Here is a 25,778-nt window from a genome sequence, read left to right as displayed (position 1 = left end):
GCCTTGAAGTAATACCGAGGAAGATTAAAAACCCTCAATTGTTTGCTCATTAACAAATGTATTTCCAACAAATAAAATTGAGCAAATAAGCAATGTTTTTTTCATAATAATATAAGGATGTGTTTTTTATATATCTAAGATTAAAAAACACCGCTTTCCACATTAAAACTGAAAGCGGCTTTTTAATCTTTAAATTATTTTGCTTGAAACTATTCCTTCATAACCTTTCTGACCAAGGTTCCTTTTTCGGTTTCAATTTTTAGGAAATACACAGCGCTATCTAATACCGAGATATCGATGGTGGAGTTCAACCCGTCAATATTCTTTAGGTTTCGCACGAGCCTTCCTCTCATATCTGTAAGGGTAATGGTATTGATTATTGAATTAGGGGAGTTGATAAACAACAGTCCATCGGTAGGATTAGGCACTACAGAAATGGCGGCAATAGCAGCAGCATCATCTCCTAGTATTCTTCCAAATCTATCATAGGCCATAAACTGAAGTGTAAACCTATTTGGGAAGTTTCCTTTTCGACTTCTAAATTTATAGGCCCCTTCTTTAGTAAGGTTGGTAATGGTTCTTGTAGCCTTATCTATTAGATATACGGTTGCGTTTTCAATGTCGACTCCTTCTAGTTGCTTAATGGTAATTTTAAAGGTGGTAGTCTCGTCTATTTGAGAAGCATATCCCATTGGGATTTGTATCTCCTTATTAAAGACTTCTCTACCTTGAATTCCTAAAGACATCGTATTGTCTGGTAAATGCGAGTATAGCGATACAAGGCTACCAATCTGATGGCTATCATATCCTGAATCATAGCTTTCTGTTGCCATTGGCATAAAGGCAATTAATACTTCACTGCTGAGACTGTATTGCGCATTTTCTAGCTGTAACCAGATTTTGTTGCCCTCTGATACAGTATTCCTTAGGGTGTTGTTCCCAGTGGTTACCCGCATTGCATTGTTAAAGGTAGCGGTTCCCATTGCACTCGCTTTTACACCAAAGCCTTGCGAGGTAGCGATCATACCATTGGGAGTTGTACTCCCATTGGTTGCGGGTGTTCCTGCTCCAATACCTCCAGAGAGGTTGTACATCGAGATGTCTTCCATCGAGAAGTTTTCAGTAGTTATATTTCCTCCTGGGAATGCCCCTGGCTCGGTAATATGCTCCCAGAAATATACTTCATCAATCTCAGGGTTTGCATTTAAAAATAGGGAGGCATCAATGGCAGACGGATATGGGTTGGCTAACATAGAGGGACTCGAATTCGCATCGCCGTTAAACTCCATTGCATAGGTAATAACTCCGTTGTTTAAGGTTCCTTGCTCATAGACTAAGTCATAGGTTGAATTTCCGTCGGCTAAGTTAGCTTGTGGATATACAAAATATCCTTCACCAGGGTTGATGATTCCTGTATGGAACATCCAGTCATTAAAATCAACATCCACAAAGTTGGCCACGACATTAGGCATATAGAAAGCATCCACAGCTGGGTCTGGATCAAACGCTGCCGTTAAATGTTTTACGACTCTAAAAGAGTTGTTATAAACCCCATTGCGCATTTCCATAGTCATTGGGCTACCAGAGAGGATAAAGTCTCTAGGAGCTACCTCTGGGGTGGTCACATTGACGTTGATGGTACCATCGTTGGTAACCATCGCACTGTCTTCTACTTGTACCACACTTCCGGTGTGTTCTACTAGTAAACTTCCCGTCACAGATACGGTAATATCTGTATTTACCAAGATATAATCCCCCGCATTAACACGAAGGGTTGCTCCTGGATTTACGATCAACTTACAGGCTTCAAAAGAACCTAAGAGCGCCGTATCATAATCTGCTTCGATGAGTACTAGGTTGTCAATACTGGGCATCACTGCACCCCAACCCGCAGCGCCAAAGGTAGCTGTGGCTTGACAAGCATCACAATTCATAGCATCATTAACAAAGATGTTTTCGGTGGTGTCATTAGAACAGCCATTCGTATCGGCATAGGTATAGGTCACGGGAATGTTTCCTCCCACTGGGGCAGAGGCTGTTGGATCAAAGCTAAAGGTCATCCCATTGCCATCATCACTAACACCTATTCCAGAATAGATACCACCCGTTGGAGTTCCACCGCCTAGGCCAGTTACAACCACATCGAGCACACAAATATTTGGAGTAGGCGCTACAAAGGTGACCGTTGGTGCATCAAAGACCTCCACCGTATCATTTCCTGTACTTAAACAACCTATGTTTCCAACAAGGTATACCAATGTTTGTACTCCTGCACCAGCTACTGCTGGGTCAAAACTATAGGTCATCCCATTGCCATCATCGCTAACACCAGGTCCATAATACGTTCCTCCTGTTGGCAAAGCACCACCAAGACCCGTTTGAACACCTGCATCGATGCATAGATCTGCCGGTGCGTTAAAAGTTACTATTGAAGAACCAAATACTTGAACCGTATCAGCTGCTGTATTTGTGCAGCCTACAGCTCCCGCGGTATAGCTTATACTTTGAGTTCCTACTCCTGCAACTGCAGGATCAAAACTATAGGTCATTCCATCACCGCCATCGGTAACACCTGTTCCTGAGTACACACCTCCTGTTGGAGAGCCACCACTTAAACCAGTTTGAACACCTGCATTAACACAAAGATCTGCAGGGGCTGTAAAGGTTACTATTGGTAAGGCAAGTACTTCCACATCATCAGAAGCTGAATTTGTACATCCATTTCCATTTGTAAAAGTGTAGCTAATGGTATTTGGCCCAATGCCTGCTGCTGTTGGGTCAAAGCTATAGGTCATTCCGTTTGCATCATCGGTAACGCCTGTTCCAGAATATACTCCGCCTGTTGGAGTTCCTCCCCCGAGACCAGCTTGTACACCTTCAGTGATACAGATATCTGCTGGTGCGGTAAACGCTACTACTGGAAGATCAAATACTTCTATAGTATCCATTGCAGTGCCTATGCATCCTGAATCATTCAAGGTATAGGTTATGGAGTGTATTCCAACGCCAGCTGCTACAGGATCAAAACTATAGGTCATTCCATTGCCATCATCGGTAACACCGGGTCCAGAATAAACACCGCCAGAAGCGAGTCCTCCGCCTAAGCCTGTCTGAACTCCTGCGTCAACACATACATCTGCCGGAGCCGTAAAAGCTACTACTGGTGTAGTAAATACTTCTACATCGTCTGATGCTGAACTTGAACATCCATTGCCATCCTCAAAAGTATATGTTATTGTATGAGTACCAGCGCCTGCTGCTGCAGGGTCAAAACTATAGGTCATTCCATTGCCATTATCGGTAACACCTGCACCAGAGTAGACACCTCCTGTTGGAGAGCCACCACTTAAACCAGCTTGTACGCCTGCAGTGATACATAGATCGGCCGGAGCCGTAAATACTACTGTTGGAAGTGCAAAGACTGCTACATTATCGGTTGCAGAACCTGAACAACTATTTGCATCTGTATAATCATAGGTTATGGTATGTGTTCCTACTCCAGCTGCTGCTGGGTCAAAGCTATAGGTCATTCCGTTTGCATCGTCGGTAACGCCAGTTCCAGAATAAACTCCGCTTGCTGGCGTAGCGCCACCAAGACCAGCTTGCACTCCTGCATCAACACAAAGATCTACCGGAGCTGTATATGTAACTGTTGGGAGTGCAAAGACTTCAACGTTATCTGATGCTGAACTTGTACATCCATTACCATCCGTAAAAGTATATGTCATTATATGTATTCCAACACCTGCAGTAGCTGGATCAAAACTATAGGTCATTCCGTCTCCATCATCGTTAACGCCAGATCCTGAGTAGATCCCTCCTGTTGGTGTCGTGCCTCCAAGTCCTGATTGTACGCCTGCATCGATACATAAATCTGTCAGGGCGGTAAATGTTACAACGGGTAATGCAAATACTTCCACATCGTCTGAGGTAGCATCTGTACATCCTGCAATTCCTAATGTATACATCAAAGTATGAACTCCAACACCCGATGCTGCTGGGTCAAAACTATAAGTCATTCCATTGCCATCATCGGTAACACCTGTTCCTGAGTAAACACCTCCTGGAGAAGTTCCTCCGCCAAGACCAGTTTGCACACCTGCGTCGACACAAAGATCTGCTGGAGCTATAAATGTGACTGTCGGTAAAGCAAATACTTCTACATCGTCTGTTGCCCTTCCTAGACATCCATTAATATCACTAAATTCGTAGGTAATAGTATGTGTTCCTACTCCAGCTGCTGCTGGGTCAAAGCTATAGGTCATTCCGTTTGCATCGTCGGTAACGCCAGTTCCAGAATAAACTCCGCCTGCTGGCGTAGCGCCACCAAGACCAGCTTGCACTCCTGCATCAATACAAAGATCTGCCGGAGCTGTATATGTTACAGTAGGTATTACAAAGACTTCAACGTTATCTGATGCTGAACTTGTACATCCATTACCATCCGTAAAAGTATATGTCATTATATGTATTCCAAGACCTGCAGTAGCTGGATCAAAGCTATAGGTCATTCCGTTACCATCATCGGTAACGCCAGATCCAGAATAAATACCTCCTGCTGGCGTAGCACCACCAAGACTGGTTTGCACACCTGCATCGATGCATAAATCTGTCAGGGCGGTAAATGTTACAACGGGTAATGCAAATACTTCCACATCGTCTGAGGCAGCATCTGTACATCCTGCAATTCCTAATGTATACATCAAAGTATGAACTCCAACGCCCGCTGCTGCTGGGTCAAAACTATAAGTCATTCCATTCCCATTATCGGTAACACCTGTTCCTGAGTAAACACCTCCTGGAGAAGTTCCTCCGCCAAGACCAGTTTGCACTCCAGCATCAATACATAGATCTGCTGAAGCTGTAAATGTGACTGTCGGTAAAGCAAATACTTCTACATCGTCTGTTGCCCTTCCAAGACATCCATTAATATCACTAAATTCGTAGGTAATAGTATGAACTCCAACGCCCGCTGCTGCTAAGTCAAAGCTATAGGTCATTCCGTTTGCATCGTCGGTAACGCCAGTTCCAGAATAAACTCCGCCTGCTGGCGTAGCGCCACCAAGACCAGCCTGCACTCCTGCATCAACACAAAGATCTGCCGGAGCTGTATATGTAACTGTTGGAAGTGCAAAGACTTCTACATTATCGGTTGCAGAACCTGAACATCCATTACCATCCGTAAAAGTATATGTCATTATATGTATTCCAACACCTGCAGTAGCTGGATCAAAGCTATAGGTCATTCCGTTACCATCATCGGTAACGCCAGATCCAGAATAAATACCTCCTGCTGGCGTAGCACCACCAAGACTGGTTTGCACACCTGCATCGATGCATACATCTGTCAGGGCGGTAAATGTTACAACGGGTAATGCAAATACTTCCACATCGTCTGAGGCAGTATCTGTACATCCTGCAATTCCTAATGTATACATCAAAGTATGAACTCCAACGCCCGCTGCTGCTGGGTCAAAACTATAAGTCATTCCATTGCCATCATCGGTAACACCTGTTCCTGAGTACACACCTCCTAGGGAAGTTCCTCCGACAAGACCGGTTTGCACACCTGAGTCTAAACAAAGATCAGTTGGAGCTGTAAATGTTACAACGGGTAATGCAAAAACTTCTACATCGTCTGTTGCCCTTCCAAGACATCCATTAATATCACTAAATTCGTAGGTAATAGTATGAACTCCAACGCCCGCTGCTGCTGGATCAAAACTATAGGTTATTCCATTAGCATCATAGGTAACGCCAGTTCCGGAATAGACACCTAATGTTGGAGTTCCTCCCCCAAGACCAGATTGCACACCTGCATCAACACAAAGATCTGCCGGAGCTATATATGTTACAGAGGGTAGTGCAAAAACTTCTACATTATCCGCTGCAAAACCTATACACCCATTTGAGTCACTAACAGTATAGGTCAATACGTGTAGACCTACTCCAGCTAATGCCGGATTGAATGAGTAATTAATTCCGTCTCCAGTATCTGTAACACCAGGTCCTGAATAAAGGCCTCCTGTTGGTGAACCACCAGTTTGGTTAGTTTGATTACCGGCATCGAGACATAGATCGACTGGAGCCGTAAATAGTACCGTTGGAAGTGCAAAGACTACTACATCATCCATCGCTGTATCTGTACATCCTGCAACTCCTAATGTATACATCAAAGTATGAACTCCAACGCCCGCTGCTGCAGGGTCAAAACTATAAGTCATTCCATTACCATCATCGGTAACACCTGTTCCTGAGTATACACCTCCTGGGGAAATTCCTCCGCCAAGGCCTGTTTGGGTTCCAGCATTAACACATAAATCTGCAAAGGCTGTAAATGTAGCTGTTGGTTGGATATTTACCGTAATGGAGGTCATTACAGCTGGTCGGCACGTTGGTTCTGTTGGTGCGGGTGAAAGAATCGCATAGATCTCATAGGTTCCTGCCATTGCGATGGTTACTCCTGTTAATGAAGCGATTGTGCCTCCACCTGTAAGACTTCCAGATGCAACGGTACCAAGACCCATACCTCCTGTATAAGGATTTGCTGGTGTAGCTGTGAACGCTACAAATTGAATTCCGAAGTCTTGTTCACCATTGTTTGCACTAGCCATAGTTGCTAATCCAGTTGCGGTCGTATTAAAAGTATCCAGCACACACACTAAGGTCTCTGAAGCTGATACGGCGCCCACGGTTGGGCAAACAAATGGAGGTATAGCCGTCAATCCTGCATCAATCGTAAAATTGTCTGCACCTGCTGCTAAGACAACAGAAGCTTCTCCAGTTCCAGCATCAAAATCACTGTCTAAACCATCATTGCCACCAGCATCTTGTATGGTAAAAGATGAAAATTCTGTCGTTGGAGTTATTGTGAGTGTGTAACTTCCTGCAGTAAGTGCCGGTATAAAATAGGCACCACTCCCATTGGTCGCAGTATTTCCTCCTAGGCTACCATTTGTAAAATTAATGGGTACTCCTGGAATTCCTAGTTCTCCTCCATCTTGGACTCCGTTTCCGTTTTGATCGTTCCATATAAAGTTACCAATGCTTGATAAGGCTAAGCTGTTTGCAACTGGATCTGCTACTGCGGTGGGTGTTCCTCTTACGATAGCGATGCACCCTGTATTCCCAGATTCGGTATAATTGATCACTGCGGTACCTGCTGTTGTGGAAGTAGGTCTTTCAATCAAAATACAAGCGGTAACTGCATTTAGGCTTGTAAAAGTATTGTTCGTTATTTCTACATTTATCACATATCTCTCATCGTCACCACCAGAATCATCTGAAATATTGATTCCAGCTTCTTCACCACCTAAAGGACTACTGTCACTATTAGGATTATGAATGGTGTTACCGTCAATCACCATATTTATGGTATGTATACCCGGATCATCATTAAAGGGACGGTAACGAATCCCATTGTCGGTAATATCCGAAATATTATTATTGGTAACAAACACGGTTGCCTCTATACCATCTCCACTAGAGTCATCATCAAAAGAAATTCCATCCTCTGTATTTACGCCATCGCCTGTGATAGTGTTTGTGTCAATGGTTCCAAAAATTTTCGTGCCTATTCCATCAAAATTAATTAGAATGGCGTCACCATCGACATTGTTAAATATATTGTTCTGGATCAAAAAATGAGCTTCTAGGTTAGTGGGTGGTGTACTCCCGCCTCCTATAAATAAATCTATTCCGTTTCCGGACCCGGCCCAACCACCAAAAGTGTTATTGGTAACCACTACAATAGCCGTTGTATTACTTGATTCGAGACCAATAAAAACAGCATCATTTTCAATTACACTGGTATTTGTATTGCCATCCACTAAAATATCAGCATCCCCGCCAACTCCATTTTCCCCAGCTTCTATATGTATAAAATCATGGTTTTCAAAGGCGCCAAAGCTATTGTCTAAAATAGTCGTTTGCGTGGACACACCCGCGGCATTAGTGATATGGTTTATCCCAATCGTAAAAAATTGTGAACCCGTAGAAAAAGTATTATTTCTTACGGTAAGCCAGCCAGTTAAATTTGTCACATTGATAACGCCACCATCACTTTGATTTAATGTAGACCGGAGCTCAAACCCAACGATTGTAATATCGCCAATATGGCCAGAGGCAAAAAAAGCAGGAGCTGTTCCACCGTTAACCGTTGCCATTCCTATATTCGCTGCGCGAATGGTAATGTTACCAGCTGCCATACCAACATCTACAGATTCAGTATAGGTGCCATCTGCTACGATAATCACATCGTTCGCAACAGCAGCATTCACTGCTGCCTGAATCGTCGCTTGATCTGCAGGTACGCTAATATCCGCAGCATGAATAATACTTTGAGAAAAAAGTAGACAAAGTGTAAAAACGAATGTTTTCATCCAATTTTTCATAAGACTGGATGCGACTTTTAGTAGTGATTGGTTCATAATAATTGTGCTGGTGTTAGTTGATTATTACCGCTAAATATTGCTACTTAATTCTCTTTTTAAAAATACCTAACGCTGCGTATTTTCGTTTTGGACTATAGAATTAAGAAACTACTCATAAAGAGCTGTATTTTTAATTCTCGATGTATTTTAAATTATATAGTCATCCTATTGCTAGGTTTAAATAATTCTTAGGGTAGTTCCGGTTTAAAAAGATCCTTACCCAACTCTTTAATATGAAATACTTAGGCTGTTAACCACTCTTTTCTCTTCTTATTTTTTTTTCACATTTCAACAAAATGAGTTTTTGACTTGATAATTTCTTCCTGCTACTATTTAGAACTTGGATGCATCAATATTGTATTTTCAAACACCTATTTTAAAATTTACAAATTTTAATTTCTTGAAGGAAAAGTACCGAACAATGCGATGATATAATTAACCGCTAAATACGGTGGCATGTTATTAAAGCTTTGACCACCTCCATTTGCACCTACTGTTGTGCTAGAGGTAGAAGTTGCACCTGCTAAAGTTTCACCACTCGTCGCAGTGCCGCTAAACGCATCGTCCCCATGTTCGGCTATATATTGCCCGCTTGGGGTTACTTCCTCTCCTGAATCTGTGTTGACTTCTATTTGAGTTGTTGTATTTGTAGTCGCAGGGTGGTTATGATTTGGCATATTGTTTACAGTTAAAGTTACATTAGCCTGACCTGAACGTTGACCTAAATTGTATGATGGAAGTCCCGGTCCAATTCCTGGACTAATGGGAACTCTACCTCTTAAATCTGGCAAGGCAAATGTTGTCTGTCCGTCCCCGCCATAGGTCGTTCCTAGTATTGAAAATAAAGCAGTGTTTTGACTAATTGACAATAGTTGACCGTTGCAAAAAGCCCAACTTCTTGGGGCGAAATTACCTGCAAACATAATAATTTGTCCTATAAATGGTTCCATAATAAATTAATTTAGTTGGTTAAATTGATACGTTAAAATTGATAGTTGTTGTGTTCAATAATTTTTTACTCACAGGCAATACTTTTTCGCCTAATTCCTGATTTTCTTCCCAATGTTTTGAAGTAATATAGGCCGAAGATGTAATTGGCACCAATAATAATTCGGTAAAATAGGAAGTATTTTTATGACTTACTTTAAAATAAATCCTACGCATTTTCGCATTTTCCTTATTTGGCAAATCTGTGATAAAATTATAGGTTCCGTCTTCGTTGGTTTTTAATTTTCCCCGATGTCTAAATTTGGTTGAATTTGGTGAGAGGTGCCAAACCTCAACAGTCGCATCGGCAATAGGAATGAGGCTTTTTTTGTTGTAAATAGTGCCTTTAACGCGCACGTGTTCTCCTAAAGTTACCGTTCGAAAATCTGTTTTTGTATCCGCATAAGGATTGTAACCTTCATAGGGACAGTTGTTTGTAAATGCGCTTACAATAGAAGGAGATAAAAATGCTAAACCCGTGGTCGCTATTGCAGTTTTCTGCATAAACGACCTGCGTGAAGTTGTGTTTGTCATAATTGGATTAATTATTGATTGTAAAGCTACGTTAATTCTTTGTGAAAAAACAAAAATCGTTGTGTGTTAATTAAAAGCGATTGTTACCTTATCTACTCTTAGTCTGTTTATGAAATTTTGTTTTATAGTGGTAGGTTTGACTTTGAGGCCTAAACTAAAAAAAACACTGTCAGTTTTTGTACTGAAAGTGGCTTTTTAATCTTTAAATTATTTTGCTTGAAACTATTCTTTCATAATCCGCTGTATCAAAGTTTCAGTTTCAATTTCAACTAAATTAATTACTCCTCTTTTTTTTCTGCTACGATTTGGGCTTCGGTTTCCTTGCGGGTTTCTTCTTGCGCGACAAATTTATCGTGTTCTTCTTGCGCGTAATGGTCTTTTTTACGGCTGTAGATACTTTTGATACCGTCAGACTTTCCGTAGATAGTAACCACGTCATCGGGTAAAATTTTAAAGGTTCCAGAAGGAGATCCAAAATACCCTACTCCTTTTCTATCCACCCCCAAAATTGTGATGCCTTCTTCTCTTAAATTGAGTTTTTCTAAAGTTCTATTTCCCATCCAACCGTCGTGATCTACCATTGCCTCTATGATTGTATAATCGTCTTTTAAGTGCAGTACCGCCGCAAAATCGTGTACCTCAATCTTGGTATACCGCTTTAGCATTTTATTGATTAGCCGCGATAATCCTCTGTCTACCCATTTGCTGCGTATGGCTAAAAAAAGGAGGATCATCCCTACCACTACGATTAACAATCCGTAGAGTTTAGAAACCATAGTGTCTGGTAATACAAAGGTTAGAATGAGCGAAGACATTACCGTGACAATCCCTGCGTTACCAATTAGCATTAAATGATAGATGATTTTTCTACGCACTGGGTGATTCATTATACTTTCAGTCTCTTTAGTACTTAAACCGGCTCCTGTGTAGGCAGATCGCGCTTGAAATTTTGCGCTTTCAGTAGACAAGCCTGTATGCATTAATGCCATCGCGGCAATTTTAGTAATGAGTACCGATAAAGAAACTATTAAAAAAAGGGAGACCGCTGCTAGCATACTATTTCGTTTTATTAAGCTACAAAGCTATTTAATTACTTTAATAATTGCATCATTTGAGAACTTAAACAGTATTATTTATCTAGTCCATAGTAATCTATGTAATAAAAGCAGTGCCGTTTGTATGTTTACAAGTCCTTGAATTGATTCGAATAAAACCTCAAACTAAGCAATCCTCTTTATGGTTATACGATTTAAGTAAACTCTTAAAACATTCTAAAAGTGATTGTTTCTGGAAACTAAAACGACTAACTTGTAATCCTCATTTCAACTAAAAAAAATAGCTATGTTAACTTGGAAAGATATTATCAATTACGCCACGAAAGGAAACCCAGAACCAGATCGTAGGATTGAAAAAACGGCTGCGGAATGGAAAGTACAATTAACTCCTGAACAGTACAGAATAACCAGACAAAAAGGAACTGAAAGCCCACATAGTGGTGCGCTTTGCAGTATTTATGACGAAGGCCAATACAATTGCATTTGCTGTGACACTCCCCTTTTTGATTCCACTATAAAGTTTGAGTCAAATTCTGGCTGGCCTAGCTTTACACAACCCATAAAACCGAATGCCATAAAATATGAAAAGGACAGTACCTTTGGTATGGTGCGAGTAGAGGTTATGTGTTCTGCCTGTGATTCGCATTTGGGGCATATATTTCCAGATGGTCCAGCACCAAGTGGACTGCGCTACTGCGTAAATTCTGAATCTATGAAAATGAACACCGTTATTTAGGAAATTATACTGAATGAAATTTACTTTAAAAGATACCTTCGTAAAAGAACTCCCAGCAGATCCTATTCTAGAGAACGAACCTAGGCAGGTTAAGAACGCATGCTTTTCTTATGTAACCCCTAAAAAGACTTCAAACCCAAAATTACTACACGTTTCTCCAGAAATGCTAGCGGAATTAGGCCTGGATATTGGAGATTCGCAAAGTAAGGAGTTTCTAAATACCTTTACTGGAAATATTGTGTTGCCCAACACAAAACCGTATGCTATGTGCTATGGCGGCTATCAATTTGGTCATTGGGCGGGGCAGCTTGGCGATGGCCGTGCTATTAATTTAGCACAGGTTAAACACAACAACAAACAATGGACATTACAACTAAAGGGAGCAGGAGAAACACCCTATTCACGAACGGCAGATGGATTAGCAGTGTTGCGCTCTTCTGTTCGAGAATATTTGTGTAGCGAAGCGATGTTTCATTTAGGCGTTCCAACTACCCGTGCACTTTCTTTATCCCTTACTGGAGATCAAGTCTTAAGAGATATGCTTTATGATGGTAATGCTGGGTATGAAAATGGAGCGGTTATTTGCAGAGTTGCAACTAGTTTTTTACGGTTTGGTTCCTATCAAATATTTGCTGCTAGACAAGACACAAAAACATTAAAAACAGTTGTTGATTATACGATACAAAATTATTTTTCACATTTAGGAAAACCATCAAAACAAGTGTATTTGCAGTTTTTCGAAGAAGTGCTTGACCGCACGATAACAATGATTGTTCATTGGCAACGAGTAGGCTTCGTCCATGGCGTTATGAATACCGATAACATGTCTATTCTTGGTGAAACTATAGATTATGGTCCTTATGGCTGGCTAGAAGGCTACGACCACGGGTGGACCCCAAACACCACTGATAATCAACACAAAAGGTACCGCTATGGAGCCCAACTAGATATTGGTCTTTGGAATTTGTATCAATTGGCAAATGCCCTGTTCCCAATTATAAATGAAGCAGAAGGTTTAGAAGCAATATTGAAAACTTATAACGAGAAAACGGAAGAAGCTTATTTACATATGATGAGCGCTAAGTTAGGCTTGGCTAATGCACTAGAAAGAGATGCTGAATTAATTTACAAGTTAGAAGAAGTCTTACAGTTAACCGAAACTGATATGACGCTGTTTTTCAGAAAACTCGCCGATTTTTCTAATGATGATATAGCTTCTGAAGGATTTTCAATAATCAAAGAATCATTTTACAGCTTTGATGAAATAAATGAAGCTATAAAACGTCCGTGGATAACATGGTTTGAGAACTATGCCGTGAGATTGAAGGAAGATTCATTGTCAGCTGAAGAAAGAAAAACAGCTATGAATAAAACAAACCCTAAATATGTATTGCGCAATTATATGTCACAATTAGCCATTGATGAAGCAGACAAAGGTAACTATGATTTGATTGATGAATTATTCAATCTCTTAAAAAAACCATACGATGAGCAACCTGAACGTGAAAAATGGTTTGCTAAAAGACCTGAATGGGCAAGAAATAAAGTGGGCTGCTCTATGCTTTCATGCAGTTCTTAAAATAAAAGGTAAAAGGTTTTGGGTTGATTTTTTAGTTAGTTCAATCTTTTATTTAAAACTATTAAAACTTAGAAGGGCGCGATCTTTAATCCTTTAGCAAAACGATCTTTCCTCTTTGAAAAAAAAACAAAAAAAAACAAAAAATATGGAAAATTATCAAAAAGCGTACATAGCAGGTGGCTGCTTCTGGGGAATGGAAGATCTTTTTAGAGTGCGTCCAGGTATTATAGCTACTGAAGTAGGATACATAGGTGGAGAAAACGATTATCCAACCTATAAAAATCATCCAGGCCACGCAGAAGGAATTGAGCTTACCTATGATGCTACGGCAACAAATTTTAAGGAAATACTAGATTACTTTTTTAGAATACACAATCCAACAACTATAGACCAGCAAGGAAATGATAGAGGCTCTAGTTATCGATCTGCGATATTTTTTCAAAATGAAGAAGAAAAAATAATTGCACAGGAAGTTATTAAAATTGTAGATGCTACCAATAAATGGGAAGGCGATGCCGTTACTACCTTAGAGTCTTCTCCTGCCTTTTGGCCAGCAGAACCAGAACACCAAGATTATTTACTAAAACACCCCAACGGCTATACGTGTCATTTTGAAAGATTCGGAACTTTTTTAACGTAAAAACTTTGATTTAAAAGTGATTATGTTTAAAAATCAAATCTGTGTATATTGTGCTTCTCAACTATAAAATAAATCTTAAATTTTATGAGCGATTTACTTGCGATTGCAGATCAGTTTGTTTTTAACCATTTTAACGAGCATACTAATAAAAATCTTTTTCATAATTATAGCCATACTATGCAAGTGGTTAATAGTTGTAAAGTTCTAGCAAAAGAGCATAATTGTAGTGAAGAAGCGTTACAAGACCTTTTGATAGCAGCCTATTTTCACGATACTGGTTATGTAAATGGAGCTGAAGGGCATGAAGAGAGAGGAGTTGCTATATGCGACACTTTTTTAACCAATAAAGGTGTTGATGCTACGCGTATTTCCATAATTAAAAGCCTCATTCTTGCCACAGAAAAGAATGCACAGCCTGAAGTGTTACTTGAACAAATAATTAGAGATGCTGATTGCAGTCATATAATACGCAAAGATTTTTTAGATTATTCAGATTTGTTGCGCCGTGAAGTTGCGCAAATAAATGGAACCGAAATTTCTTCAGCAACTTGGTTGGAAGAAAACGTCGGCTTTTTTAATTCACATAAATTCTACTCTCCGTTCGCTAAAGAAAATTGGCGACCCATTAAGGAACAAACTCTTTTTAAAATATTTAAGGAAAAAGATAAAATTCAAAAAAAGGAAACACAAATGGCGCTTCCAGAGAAAGGTGTAGAAACGGCCTTTAGGGTAGCATTAAAAAACCATATGAAATTAAGCGATATAGCAGATGCGAAAGCAAATATACTACTCTCTGTAAATGCTATTATTATTTCGGTTGCACTGTCAACATTGGTTCCTAAATTGGATAATCCATCGAACGGATATCTCATTTACCCGACGGTTATTCTGATAGGATTTAGCGTTATTGTTATTGTTTTTTCGATTCTTTCAACACGGCCTAAAGGTTCAAGCGGGTCATTTACACGAGAAGATATTAGACAAAAGAAAGTGAATTTGTTATTCTTCGGAAATTTCCATAATGTAAGTTTAGAGGATTATGATTGGGGAATGAATGAGATGATGAAGGATAGAGAATATCTTTATGGTTCTATGATAAAGGATCTTTACTTTTTAGGGAAGGTACTTCACAAAAAATATCATCTTTTGAAAATTACCTACAATATATTTTTAGTTGGTTTGCTTGTATCGATAATGTCATTTGCTCTAATGTTCCATATTGCTGCTTAGATTTATTGAGTTCTCTACTACTTAAAAAGTAGCGCAAATAACTTTTTACAGGATATTGTCGAATTAAAATAAATTAATACTAAACATTCGATTAAAACGTAGGTTTAGACTGGAAAAACAGCTGATTGAGACCTCTCATTTTATCGCCGTGGTTTACTAAGTATTGCTAATTTTAATAAAGCTAATTCTGAATGAAATTTACCGCCATTTTAACCATACTTGCCCTTGTTTTATTTTCTTCCGGAAATACAAATAAAAAAAATAATGGTATCTCTAAAGAAACCACAACCTTTTATTTAGTAAGACATGCAGAGAAAGATACTTCTGTAGCAGAAAACCCTCCCTTAACCGAAACAGGAATTCAACGTGCAAAATCGTTAGCAATTTTTTTAGAAGACAAAAACGTCGCAGCGGTATATTCAACTAATTATAAAAGAACTAAAAGCACAGCAAAATTTACAGCCGAATCAAATACAGTTGTCATTCAATATTATCAACCGGGCGCTCTTTACTCAGAATCGTTTTTAGAAAAACACAAGGGAGAAACCGTTTTAATAGTAGGACATAGCAATACGATTCCTTCACTCGTAAATAAAATACTGGGAGAGAATAGATTCGATATGATTCCAGAAAAAGAGTATGATCATCTCTACATTGTCACCATTAAAGATGACAATGTAGCTGCGTTATTCGAAAAGATGTGATTTTTAAGTGGTAGTCACAATTTCGCCATAAAGGTCAAAATCTTCAGCAGCAGTTATTTTTACTTGGTAGAAGTCTCCTGTTTTAAGGTAGCCCGTCTCTGTATTAATCAATACTTCATTATCTACATCTGGACTATCAAACTCTGTTCTACCTACATAATAAGAACCTTCCTTTCGGTCAAGAATTACATTAAAAACCTTGCCAATTTTTTGTTGGTTCAATTCCCATGAAATTTGAGACTGAATTTCCATAATCTCATTAGCACGTTCCATTTTTACTTCTTCAGGAACATCATCTTCCAAATTATACGCGTGTGTATTTTCTTCGTGTGAGTAAGTAAAACAACCCAATCTTTCAAAACGTTGTTCGGTAACCCAATCTCTAAGGGTTTCAAAGTCTTCTTGAGTTTCTCCAGGATACCCAACTATCAAGGTGGTACGAATAGTCATATCAGGAACGGCAGCTCTAAATTGAGCTAATAACTTGGTGGTTTTGGCCTTGGTCGTTCCTCTGCGCATTGATTTCAAAATAGGATCTGCGATGTGCTGCAGAGGGATGTCTATGTAGTTACATACTTTTGCTTCTCTCTTCATTACATCCAGCACATCCATTGGAAATCCAGTTGGGAATGCATAGTGTAGTCGAATCCATTCTATACCTTCTACTTTTACCAACGCTTCCAATAATTCGGCTAAGTTTCTTTTTTTATAAAGATCCAGACCGTAATATGTCAAATCTTGCGCAATCAAGATAAGTTCTTTCACGCCATTTGCTGCTAGTTTTTGAGCCTCTATCACCAACGCTTCAATAGGCGTGCTGCGGTGCTTACCGCGCATAATAGGAATTGCACAAAAAGAACAGGGGCGATCACAACCTTCGGCTATTTTTAAATATGCATAGTTTTTAGGGGTGGTAGTAAGCCGTTCTCCAATAAGTTCGTGCTTGTAGTCTGCTCCAAGTGCTTTTAGCAACCCTGGCAATTCTGTAGTGCCAAAATATTGATCTACATTAGGAATTTCTTTTTGAAGATCTGGCTTGTATCTTTCAGAAAGACAGCCCGTAACGAACACTTTATCGACAAGGCCTTCTTTTTTTTTCTGAACAAATTCTAAGATTGTATTGATACTCTCTTCTTTCGCATTTGCAATGAAGCCACAGGTATTAATAACAACAACGTTTCCCTCTTCTTCGTGGACTACCTCTTTGCCATTGGCCTTTAGTTGTCCCATTAACACTTCACTATCATAGACGTTCTTCGAACAGCCTAAAGTGACTACATTAATTTTGTTTTTTTTGAGCGTTTTAGTGCGCATAGCGAGGTATTAATTATGAATGAAGCTTAGATTCTATTTTGTTTCCAAGCGAGTGCAAAGATACTGAATTATCCAGCAAATTATGTTTTAATGACCAAATGGATTAAAATAGAAACTAAGCACAATAATAATCGAATGAAGCACTATTAATGCAAGAAGTAAAACAGGAATCATCCAAAATTTAAGATCTAATATTTCCTTATTTTTAATAAACTTACAAGATTGAAACCCTCCAACGACCCAAACTGGAATCAATAAAAAATGTGTAAAGTTGGCGAAATATGAAAGAGATTCTGGAAAAAGCGGATTACCTGACAAACTAAATGCACTGTATATTCCATAAAAATAGACCAAAGACTTGAAAAACACAATACAACAAACAAATTTTAGTAATCAAATCCTTCCACCACAGAGAAAGTTTAAACACACCAACTGTAGCTTACTTAAAAAAAGAATCTACAAATTCGAACTTATTGAATACTTGAAGATCCGCTATACCCTCTCCTACTCCAATATATTTTACAGGAATTTGAAATTGATCACTAATTCCAATTACAACACCACCTTTTGCAGTACCGTCTAATTTTGTTACCGCTAATGAAGTTACTTCAGTAGCCGCGGTAAATTGTTTTGCTTGCTCAAAAGCATTTTGACCCGTAGAACCATCCAATACTAAAAGTACCTCGTGAGGAGCGTCTAAAATGACTTTCTGCATTACGCGTTTTACCTTTGTAAGCTCATTCATCAGGTTTACTTTGTTATGCAACCTTCCTGCAGTATCGATAATAATTACATCTGCATTTTGATTTACACCACTTTGCAAGGTATCGAAAGCCACACTTGCAGGATCGCTGCCCATATTTTGTTTTACTAAAGGAACCCCTGTTCTATCTGCCCAAACTTGTAATTGATCTATCGCAGCGGCTCTAAAAGTATCTGCTGCTCCAAGCACCACACTCTTACCAGCGCTCTTAAATTGATGTGCTAGCTTTCCAATAGTAGTCGTTTTTCCAACACCGTTGACCCCTACAACCATAATTACGTGAGGACCTGTTTCGTGTTTTGGGATTTCAAATTCGGTCGCATTTCCAGCATCGATTTCGCTTAACAACCCTGCAATTTCTTCTCTAAGGATATTATTTAGTTCAGAAGTACCAACATATTTATCGATGGCTACGCGTTCTTCTATTCTTTTAATAATTTTCAACGTTGTCGTTACTCCAACATCACTAGACACAAGAATTTCTTCTAAATGATCCAGAACGTCATCATCGACTTTACTCTTTCCAGCGACTGCTTTGTTTAATTTATCAAAAAAAGTAGCTTTGGATTTTTCAAGTCCTTTGTCCAGTGTTTCTTTCTTTTCTTTGTTGAAGATCTTCTTAAAAAAACTCATAAGTACAGTTCAGTAGTTAAAATTCAAGATAAAATATACTACCTGAATTTGCAGAAATCCAAAAATACGAAAAGCCACTCTCTAAAAGAAGTGGCTTGTCGCTAATACTATAAAATAGTTTTATTTTTTATTTATCCAGTCGGTCACTAAATCTGGCGCCATAATAGCTTCCGTAAAAATATACGCCCCAGTCTTTGGAGACTTGGTCATTTTTATCGCTTTAGTTAATCGTTTTGAACCTGTTTGTAACGATGCTACTGATTTCTTTGCCATAACAAAATATCTTTTAGGAATTTAAATATAAATTCCTTTTAATTATTTAATTTCTTTGTGAACAGTCATCTTCTTAAGAACTGAGTTGAATTTTTTCAACTCCATTCTGTCTGGTGTGTTCTTTTTGTTTTTTGTAGTAATGTAACGTGAAGTTCCAGGTTGCCCAGAATCTTTGTGCTCTGTACATTCTAATATCACTTGTACTCTATTTCCTCTTTTAGCCATCTTAATTTGCTTTGATCGTTAGCAATTATTTGTTTAAAAAACCTTTTTGACGTGCTTCTTTTACTACTGCTTCAATACCTTTTTTATTGATATTTTTTAAAGCTGAAGTTGAAACCTTGAGTGTTATCCACTTGTCCTCTTCAGGAAGGTAAAAACGCTTTTTCTTTAAGTTTACATCAAACTTGCGTTTTGTTTTGTTCATCGCGTGCGAAACGTTGTTTCCAACCATCGCTCTCTTTCCAGTAAGCTCACAAACTCTAGACATTTATGTAATTATTTAGTTATTTTTAAACAGGCTGCAAATTTAAATAATATTATTGGTTCGTACAACAAAAGAATTTTAGTTTTTTGAAATTTCTTTTAATACCATTTCCAAGGCTTTATTTGTAGCCTTTTTTATCACTCGTTCTCTAAGGCTTCCAAAGGTGTGTTTTTCTGAAACAACACGCCCATTCCCTGCAATCGCTATACAAACCGTCCCAACTTCTTCAAGAGCGTCTCCTTTTGAAGGTCCTGCAATCCCAGTAGTTGCGATTGCATAGTCTGTTTTAAATAACTTACAAGATTGTAGTGCCATTGCTTCTGCAACTTGAGTACTAACCACATTGTACTCTTTAATGAGCGCAGCGTCTACTCCTAAGATGTCTATCTTTAATTGTGTGTTATAAGGGACAAGGGCGCCCTTAAAATAGCTGGACGCGCCTGCTATTGACGTAATTTCTTGCGCAATGTTTCCTCCAGTGCAACTCTCCACAACGCTTAACGTTGCTGTTTGCTTTTCTAATGCCTCACTTATACGTTGCTGTATCGTAGTATCCCCTTCATACCCAACCGCTATTTCTTGGAGTAAGGTATGTAAGGCATCCATTTGTGTGTCGACTGCCTCGTGAAGCAAAATTTCATTTTCACCTTCTGAAGAGATTCTTAGCCTTACACGACCCAATGAAGGCAAATAGGCAAGCTTAATAGCTGCTGGAAGATTGTTCTCCCAATCTTTAATGATCTCTTGAATTTGACTTTCTCCTTTTCCATACGTAAGTAAGGTTTTATGATAAATAAAAGGACGTTTAAATTTTTTAATCACTCTGGGCAGTACTTCTGAGGTGATTATATGTTTCATTTCAAAGGGAACACCCGGCATCGATACAAAAACAGTATTTTCTTTCTCCATCCACATTCCTGGTGCGGTACCAAAAGGATTTGGTAATACAATTGCTTTTGAAGGCACCATTGCTTGAGACAGATTTGCTGGCAGCGGCTCCCGTTTTATAATATCCCTAAAAATAGTTTGGATATGCTCAAGTACTTGTTTGCTTTCAACAAGTGAGTCATTAAAATACTCCAAGAAAGTTTGCTTGGTAATATCATCTTTTGTTGGGCCTAAACCACCAGTAACTATAACTAAATTAGCCCTGTGTTTAGCATCCTCCAATGACCTAAGTATGTGCGCTCTATTGTCTTGAACAGAAGTGATCTGAAATACCTTTACTCCTATTTTATTTAATTCTTTAGCAATAAAAACAGAATTGGTATCTACTATTTGTCCAATTAAAATTTCATCACCAATGGTAATAATTTCTGCAATCATTTATTCTGAAAAGTCTTCTTTTAATTCTTGAAAAACATTGGTAAGCACCTCTATTAGGTTTTCAATGTTGCCCGCTATGGACGATTTTTTTTTAGAACTCTTTGTCCAATTTTCTATGTTCGTGATGTCCTTTTGAACTTCAATTCCAAACATCTCAAGATTCGGTTTCATTTTATGAGAAAATTGATATGCAAGTTCTCTATTTTCATTCTCAACAGCTTCTTCTAATGCAGCCAAATCTAGGGGTATTTCTTGCAAAAATGTTTGTGCAAGAATAACCATGAAGTCTTCGTCACCACCAGCCACCTCCCGTAAGCTATCTTTTGAATAATGTACACTCATCTATTTTATTTTTATCTTAAAGTTTTCCTCTCCAGCCATAAAACCAGTAAGAACGTCGTTAGGTTGTATTTTAGAAACTCCACTCGGAGTACCAGTAAAGATAACGTCTCCTATCTTTAATGTGAAATATTTTGAGATATATTCGATTAACTCATCGATTTTCCATAGCATAAGTGATGTATTGCTCTTTTGTACGATAGAATTATTCTTCTTTAACATAAAATCAATCGCATTTATATCGTCAAAATTCTTCTTATGTATAAATTGTCCTATCACCGCAGCCCCGTCAAATGCTTTTGCTTTTTCCCAAGGCAATCCCTTTTCTTTTAGTTTTTTTTGAAGGTCTCTTGCTGTAAAATCTATCCCCAAGCCAATCTCATCATAATATTTACTTGCAAATTTTTTATCAATATGCTTCCCAATTCTATTAATCTTGACGAGTATCTCCACCTCGTGATGAACATCATTGCTAAAATCAGGTATAAAAAAAGGTTGTTTCTTTAATAAAATTGCCGTGTCAGGTTTCAAAAAAATCACCGGATCTGTGGGTTTTTCGTTTGCCAACTCCGCTATATGATCTGAATAATTTCGACCTATACAAATTATTTTCATACTACTTAATTCTGCCTTTTAATAACTATTTCTTATTAACACGCTCATTGAATGCTATATGTTACAATAATAGGCTCGTTTAAAATTTTGTGTTCAGTTTACTTAATTTAATCCGTGTCAACACTTTTTTTGTGTACAACGGGAAATCAGCATTTAGTAACCATCCAAAATATCCTGGTTCCTTTTCTAAGATATCCGTTACGAGGGTATCCTTATGTTTACCAAAACTAAAGATTTCTTTTCCTTCCTTATCATAGCCAATATAACCAGCAAAGTCTGCAAATTTTTTGTGGGCACTAAAATCAGCTAATTTTTTTACGTCATTTTCTAAATCGCTGTATCTATCCAACTGCGCTTTTAAAACTTCGTATGTAGCATTTGTATCTGCCGCTGCGCTATGGGCGTCTACTAGGGTTTTGTCACAATAGAATTTATACGCTGCTTCCAGGGTACGTTTTTCCATTTTATGAAAAATAGTTTGCACATCTACCGAAAGACTTTTTTTCATGTCAAAATCTACTTCTGCTCTCAACAATTCTTCTGCTAACAGGGGGATATCAAAGCGATTGCTATTAAAACCACCCAAATCACTATCCTTAATTAAGTCATGGACTTTTTTTGAAAGCTCCTTGAAAGTTGGCTCATTGGCTACCATTTCATCAGTAATACCGTGCACTGCTGTTGTTACTGCCGGAATAGGAACAGTTGGGTTCACTCGCCAAGTATGACTTTCTTTATTTCCGTTAGGAAAAACTTTTAAGATTGAAACTTCAACGATGCGGTCTTTTGCTATATTGATTCCTGTTGTTTCGAGATCAAAAAAACAGATTGGTTTTGTGAGAATTAAGTCCATTGGCATTATTTATGCTGCAAATGTAAACAGAAAATAGAAGTCAAAATTATAATTTCGGCTCTAATTGAACCTAAAAATGCAGTATTCAATTATTATATTTGTTTTATGAAGCTGAAAAACATTTTTACCATTGTGTTCCTTTTATATAGTTATTTATTTGGGTATGGACAAGAAAAAAGAATCCTTATTTCTGAAGAAAAAAAAGGGAAACGAATTATTTTAATGGCTGAAAACACTACCGATGAAACAATTAATATTTTCCTACTTGTAAACACTAAAGGCTATCGAAGAAGTGCTGACAAACCCATACTAATAAATGTACCTCCCAAAAGAAAAATATACCTAACCACACTTATTGAAATAAAGGGAGAAAACTCATCATACAATTACGAACTTATAGTAAACGACACACTCGATAATGACGCTTTTATTAGATTTGAAAAAGCCCCTGTAGACATCGCTATTATGATCAAAAATAAACTGGTATTATTTACAAAGTTAGGCTGTGACCGCTGCAATAGATTAGAGGAACAGCTTGCCCTAAAACGCATTGGTTATAGAAGTTTTAATCTAGATAAAGACCCTATTTTGTACAAACAATTTATAGGGTTCATTGAGAAAAGTTTTACTGAGAAAACGATCATACGTTTTCCTGTAATTTGGAATAAAAATGAGGCTATTTTTGGATATGATAGCCTAGAGGAAATAATGACGACATTAGCTGAGTAACTAAAAATAAAAAAATTATATACGGGTATCCCTTTGCAAAAACTTAAACTTTTGTCTGAGAAAACCTCCTAGCAATGGATCTAATTTAGCGCTTATTACATAAGACAATAGGATCATTAAACCCACAGTAAAACCTAGTATTAGGTATTTATTGATATAAGGCTCAAGTGCATCAAAAAGAACATATCCAACGTATTGATGAAGCAGGTATAAAGGATATGTCAACAATCCCATTTTAAGAAGTTTAGGCGAATTTAGACTGCGTAACTTCCCAGTAGAAACCAATACCATAAGAAGATAAAAGATCGAAAGTATACAGGCAATAACATAGGGTGAAAATAATGAATCATAGGCAGATTCAAGGCTTTCTATTCTTAGAACAGCATTATAAATGGAGATACTCAAACAAACTATTAACAAAAATGCCTTACTAAAATTTAGTCGATTCTTAAATATTTGAAAGAAAACAATTCCAGCAATAAAATAAGAACTCCATTCTAAAACAAAAAAATAATTAAGCACTTTAAAAACAAAAGCTTCCCGAAAGAAAAGGTGTAAAACTGTTATTAACAACCATAAAAACAACAAATAATTTAGGCTAATTTTCTTAAAATTATTAACTATTAAATAGATTGCTATCAGCATATAAAACTTGAGTTCTACAAGGAGTGACCAATAAACCCCGTCAATGCTTTTCACTCCAAAGACCCCTTGAAACATGGTGGTATTGACTAAGAGCTCTTGAAAAGATGATTGGAATTTAGGAGAACCTAAAAACAGTGTTACTACAAAGGTGATCAAAATACACATCCAATATATTGGATAAAGCCTCAAAAACCTTGAGATCATAAATTTCTTCAATGACCTGTGTTTGACGGAAAGCATGATTACAAATCCACTAATAATAAAGAATAAATCAACCCCTAAATATCCATATTTAAAAAACGTTCCAACTTCATTAAAGCGAACATTCGTTAAGCCTTTAATTGATTGACTTACAAAAAGATAGTGATACAGCACTACCATAAGTGCGGCAATAAAGCGAAATAAATCGATTTGATATATCCTGTTGCTAAAATTCACTAAAACAAGTTTATCATTATTTTCAGGAACCTACATAAGGCTTAGGTATTAAAAAATTTAGAAATTTAAGTCATTAAAAGAACAACTAAAATGCTCTATTTTGATCCCAACCTTCAAGATAGTCTGCAACTTTCTTCACAAATTGTCCTCCAAGTGCTCCATTTACAACGCGATGATCATAACTGTGAGACAAGAACATTTTATAACGAATACCAATAAAATCTCCATCAGGAGTTTCTATAACCGCTGGTACTTTTCTAATAGCCCCTAAGGCAAGAATACCTACTTGTGGTTGATTGATAATAGGTGTTCCCATAATACTTCCAAAAGTACCTACATTAGTCACAGTATAGGTCCCACCTTGGATATCGTCTGGTTTCAATTTGTTTTCACGAGAACGAGTGGCGAGATCATTTACCGCTTTCGTCATCCCAACGAGGTTTAATTGATCTGCATTTTTAATCACTGGAACAATCAAATTACCATCTGGTAAAGCCGCTGCCATTCCTAAATTGATATTTTTTCTTTTAATAATCGTATCGCCGTCTAAAGCGATATTCATCATAGGAAAATCTTTTAATGCTTTTGCTACAGCCTCCATAAAGATAGGGGTGAACGTTAAGTTTTCACCTTCCCGTTTTGCAAAATCATTCTTCACTTTTTTCCGCCAGTTCCATATATTAGTTACATCTGCCTCAATAAAAGATTGCACGTGTGCACTTCTTTGGACACTCTCCACCATATGGTGTGCAATTAATTTACCCATACGGGTCATTTCGATGATTTCATCACCACTATTTACACTTACTGGAGCACTACTTTTTACAGGAGCAGTTTTAGCAACTACTGGTTTTTTTGTTTCAGCAACTATTTTAGGTTGGTCTTGCTCAGTTTCTTTTGGCGCAGAAGACCTGTTTTCAATATAAGACAGCATATCGTTTTTAGTAACTCTGCCGTCTTTTCCTGTTCCATTAATGCCATCTAATTCAGCTTGAGAGATATGCTCTTCCGCGGCCATATTTTTCACCAAAGGAGAATAAAAACGATCTCCAGTATTTTCAATGGAAGCAATAGATTCTTTAGCTTGATCAACCACTTCTTGAGCCGCAGCTATCGTCGAAGTTGCTGGTGCCGTTGTTTCGGCAGTACTCAGCGCTGGAGTATCTGTTGCACCAACCTCAGCATTGGTTTCAATAATAGCGAGCGTTTGGCCTACTTGAACAACATCATCTGAATTAAAAAAAATTTCCGTTAAAACTCCGTCTACCTCACTTGGCACTTCACTATCTACCTTATCTGTAGCGATTTCTAGAACCGCTTCATCTGCCTCGATAGTATCACCTACAGATTTTAACCAATTGGTCACTGTTGCCTCAGCAACACTCTCGCCCATTTTAGGAAGTATTAATTCAAATTTTGCCATAGTAAATGCTGTTGATAGCTTTTAAAGTTTTGGTGTGCAAAAT

Annotated in this window: 21 protein-coding genes; 6 read left to right on the top strand and 15 right to left on the bottom strand. The window is 38.0% G+C overall.

The features are described from left to right. Positions 1 to 209 precede the first annotated feature (209 nt). From ABXT67_RS11475 to ABXT67_RS11460, 4 genes are all read right to left on the bottom strand, one after another. A complete protein-coding gene (locus ABXT67_RS11475; protein WP_415374169.1) occupies positions 210 to 8,429 on the bottom strand; it encodes an SdrD B-like domain-containing protein in 8,220 nt (2,739 codons plus the stop codon). Positions 8,430 to 8,824: 395 nt separating this feature from the next. Then, entirely contained in the window at positions 8,825 to 9,382 is a 558-nt protein-coding gene (locus ABXT67_RS11470) for a phage tail protein (RefSeq protein WP_415374167.1), read from the bottom strand. 19 nt (positions 9,383 to 9,401) lie between these two features. Then, entirely contained in the window at positions 9,402 to 9,953 is a 552-nt protein-coding gene (locus ABXT67_RS11465) for a twin-arginine translocation signal domain-containing protein (RefSeq protein ID WP_415374165.1), read from the bottom strand. Positions 9,954 to 10,231: 278 nt separating this feature from the next. Beyond that, complete coding sequence (locus ABXT67_RS11460; protein ID WP_415374163.1) at positions 10,232 to 11,008, bottom strand: TrkA C-terminal domain-containing protein; 777 nt, start codon at positions 11,006 to 11,008, stop codon at positions 10,232 to 10,234. A gap of 286 nt (positions 11,009 to 11,294) precedes the next feature. Here ABXT67_RS11460 and msrB point away from each other — a divergent pair, with 286 nt between their 5' ends. The 5 genes from msrB (at position 11,295) to ABXT67_RS11435 (ending at position 15,897) form a co-directional block, all read left to right on the top strand. Beyond that, entirely contained in the window at positions 11,295 to 11,744 is a 450-nt protein-coding gene (msrB, locus tag ABXT67_RS11455) for a peptide-methionine (R)-S-oxide reductase MsrB (RefSeq protein WP_415374161.1), read from the top strand. 13 nt (positions 11,745 to 11,757) lie between these two features. Further along, complete coding sequence (locus tag ABXT67_RS11450) at positions 11,758 to 13,323, top strand: protein adenylyltransferase SelO (protein WP_415374159.1); 1,566 nt, start codon at positions 11,758 to 11,760, stop codon at positions 13,321 to 13,323. A gap of 145 nt (positions 13,324 to 13,468) precedes the next feature. Further along, complete coding sequence (msrA, locus tag ABXT67_RS11445) at positions 13,469 to 13,963, top strand: peptide-methionine (S)-S-oxide reductase MsrA (protein WP_415374157.1); 495 nt, start codon at positions 13,469 to 13,471, stop codon at positions 13,961 to 13,963. Positions 13,964 to 14,047: 84 nt separating this feature from the next. Beyond that, the gene (locus tag ABXT67_RS11440) at positions 14,048 to 15,193 is read left to right on the top strand and encodes a Pycsar system effector family protein (RefSeq protein ID WP_415374155.1); all 1,146 of its coding nucleotides are present in this window, start codon (positions 14,048 to 14,050) and stop codon (positions 15,191 to 15,193) included. 191 nt (positions 15,194 to 15,384) lie between these two features. Beyond that, positions 15,385 to 15,897: a phosphoglycerate mutase family protein gene (locus ABXT67_RS11435; protein ID WP_415374153.1), complete on the top strand. Its 513-nt coding sequence runs from the start codon at positions 15,385 to 15,387 to the stop codon at positions 15,895 to 15,897. Between the two features lie 3 nt (positions 15,898 to 15,900). Here ABXT67_RS11435 and rimO read toward each other — a convergent pair whose 3' ends face one another. From rimO to ABXT67_RS11390, 9 genes are all read right to left on the bottom strand, one after another. Beyond that, complete coding sequence (gene rimO / locus ABXT67_RS11430; RefSeq protein WP_415374151.1) at positions 15,901 to 17,211, bottom strand: 30S ribosomal protein S12 methylthiotransferase RimO; 1,311 nt, start codon at positions 17,209 to 17,211, stop codon at positions 15,901 to 15,903. Between the two features lie 439 nt (positions 17,212 to 17,650). Beyond that, a complete protein-coding gene (gene ftsY, locus ABXT67_RS11425) occupies positions 17,651 to 18,607 on the bottom strand; it encodes a signal recognition particle-docking protein FtsY (protein WP_415374149.1) in 957 nt (318 codons plus the stop codon). Between the two features lie 120 nt (positions 18,608 to 18,727). After that, positions 18,728 to 18,880 carry a DUF4295 domain-containing protein gene (locus tag ABXT67_RS11420; protein WP_415374147.1) on the bottom strand — a complete coding sequence of 51 codons (153 nt, stop codon included), beginning with the start codon at positions 18,878 to 18,880 and terminating at the stop codon, positions 18,728 to 18,730. Between the two features lie 42 nt (positions 18,881 to 18,922). Further along, a complete protein-coding gene (rpmG, locus tag ABXT67_RS11415) occupies positions 18,923 to 19,105 on the bottom strand; it encodes a 50S ribosomal protein L33 (RefSeq protein ID WP_415374145.1) in 183 nt (60 codons plus the stop codon). A 25-nt stretch (positions 19,106 to 19,130) separates the two neighbouring features. Continuing rightward, positions 19,131 to 19,370, bottom strand: a complete 240-nt coding sequence (gene rpmB / locus ABXT67_RS11410; RefSeq protein ID WP_415374143.1) for a 50S ribosomal protein L28 — start codon at positions 19,368 to 19,370, stop codon at positions 19,131 to 19,133. Positions 19,371 to 19,445: 75 nt separating this feature from the next. After that, a complete protein-coding gene (locus tag ABXT67_RS11405; protein WP_415374141.1) occupies positions 19,446 to 20,693 on the bottom strand; it encodes a competence/damage-inducible protein A in 1,248 nt (415 codons plus the stop codon). Then, positions 20,694 to 21,035 (bottom strand): Hpt domain-containing protein, encoded by a 342-nt coding sequence (locus ABXT67_RS11400; RefSeq protein WP_415374139.1) that lies wholly within the window; start codon positions 21,033 to 21,035, stop codon positions 20,694 to 20,696. Continuing rightward, positions 21,036 to 21,647, bottom strand: coding sequence for a fumarylacetoacetate hydrolase family protein (locus ABXT67_RS11395; protein ID WP_415374137.1), 612 nt, complete (start codon positions 21,645 to 21,647; stop codon positions 21,036 to 21,038). A 79-nt stretch (positions 21,648 to 21,726) separates the two neighbouring features. Further along, entirely contained in the window at positions 21,727 to 22,500 is a 774-nt protein-coding gene (locus ABXT67_RS11390) for an exonuclease domain-containing protein (RefSeq protein WP_415374135.1), read from the bottom strand. 105 nt (positions 22,501 to 22,605) lie between these two features. Between ABXT67_RS11390 and ABXT67_RS11385 the strand changes: the two genes are divergently transcribed. Further along, positions 22,606 to 23,229, top strand: coding sequence for a glutaredoxin family protein (locus ABXT67_RS11385; protein WP_415374133.1), 624 nt, complete (start codon positions 22,606 to 22,608; stop codon positions 23,227 to 23,229). 15 nt (positions 23,230 to 23,244) lie between these two features. On the opposite strand, the gene ABXT67_RS11380 is transcribed toward ABXT67_RS11385, so the two are convergent. Together ABXT67_RS11380 and ABXT67_RS11375 are read right to left on the bottom strand one after the other, a co-directional pair. Further along, a complete protein-coding gene (locus tag ABXT67_RS11380; protein WP_415374131.1) occupies positions 23,245 to 24,312 on the bottom strand; it encodes an acyltransferase family protein in 1,068 nt (355 codons plus the stop codon). An 85-nt stretch (positions 24,313 to 24,397) separates the two neighbouring features. Continuing rightward, complete coding sequence (locus ABXT67_RS11375; protein WP_415374129.1) at positions 24,398 to 25,735, bottom strand: dihydrolipoamide acetyltransferase family protein; 1,338 nt, start codon at positions 25,733 to 25,735, stop codon at positions 24,398 to 24,400. Positions 25,736 to 25,778 lie beyond the last annotated feature (43 nt).

This window comes from Patiriisocius sp. Uisw_017 (assembly GCF_047731265.1).
In the GTDB taxonomy this organism is placed as follows: Bacteria; Bacteroidota; Bacteroidia; order Flavobacteriales; family Flavobacteriaceae; genus Patiriisocius.
This window is presented reverse-complemented; position numbering and strand designations above follow the sequence as displayed.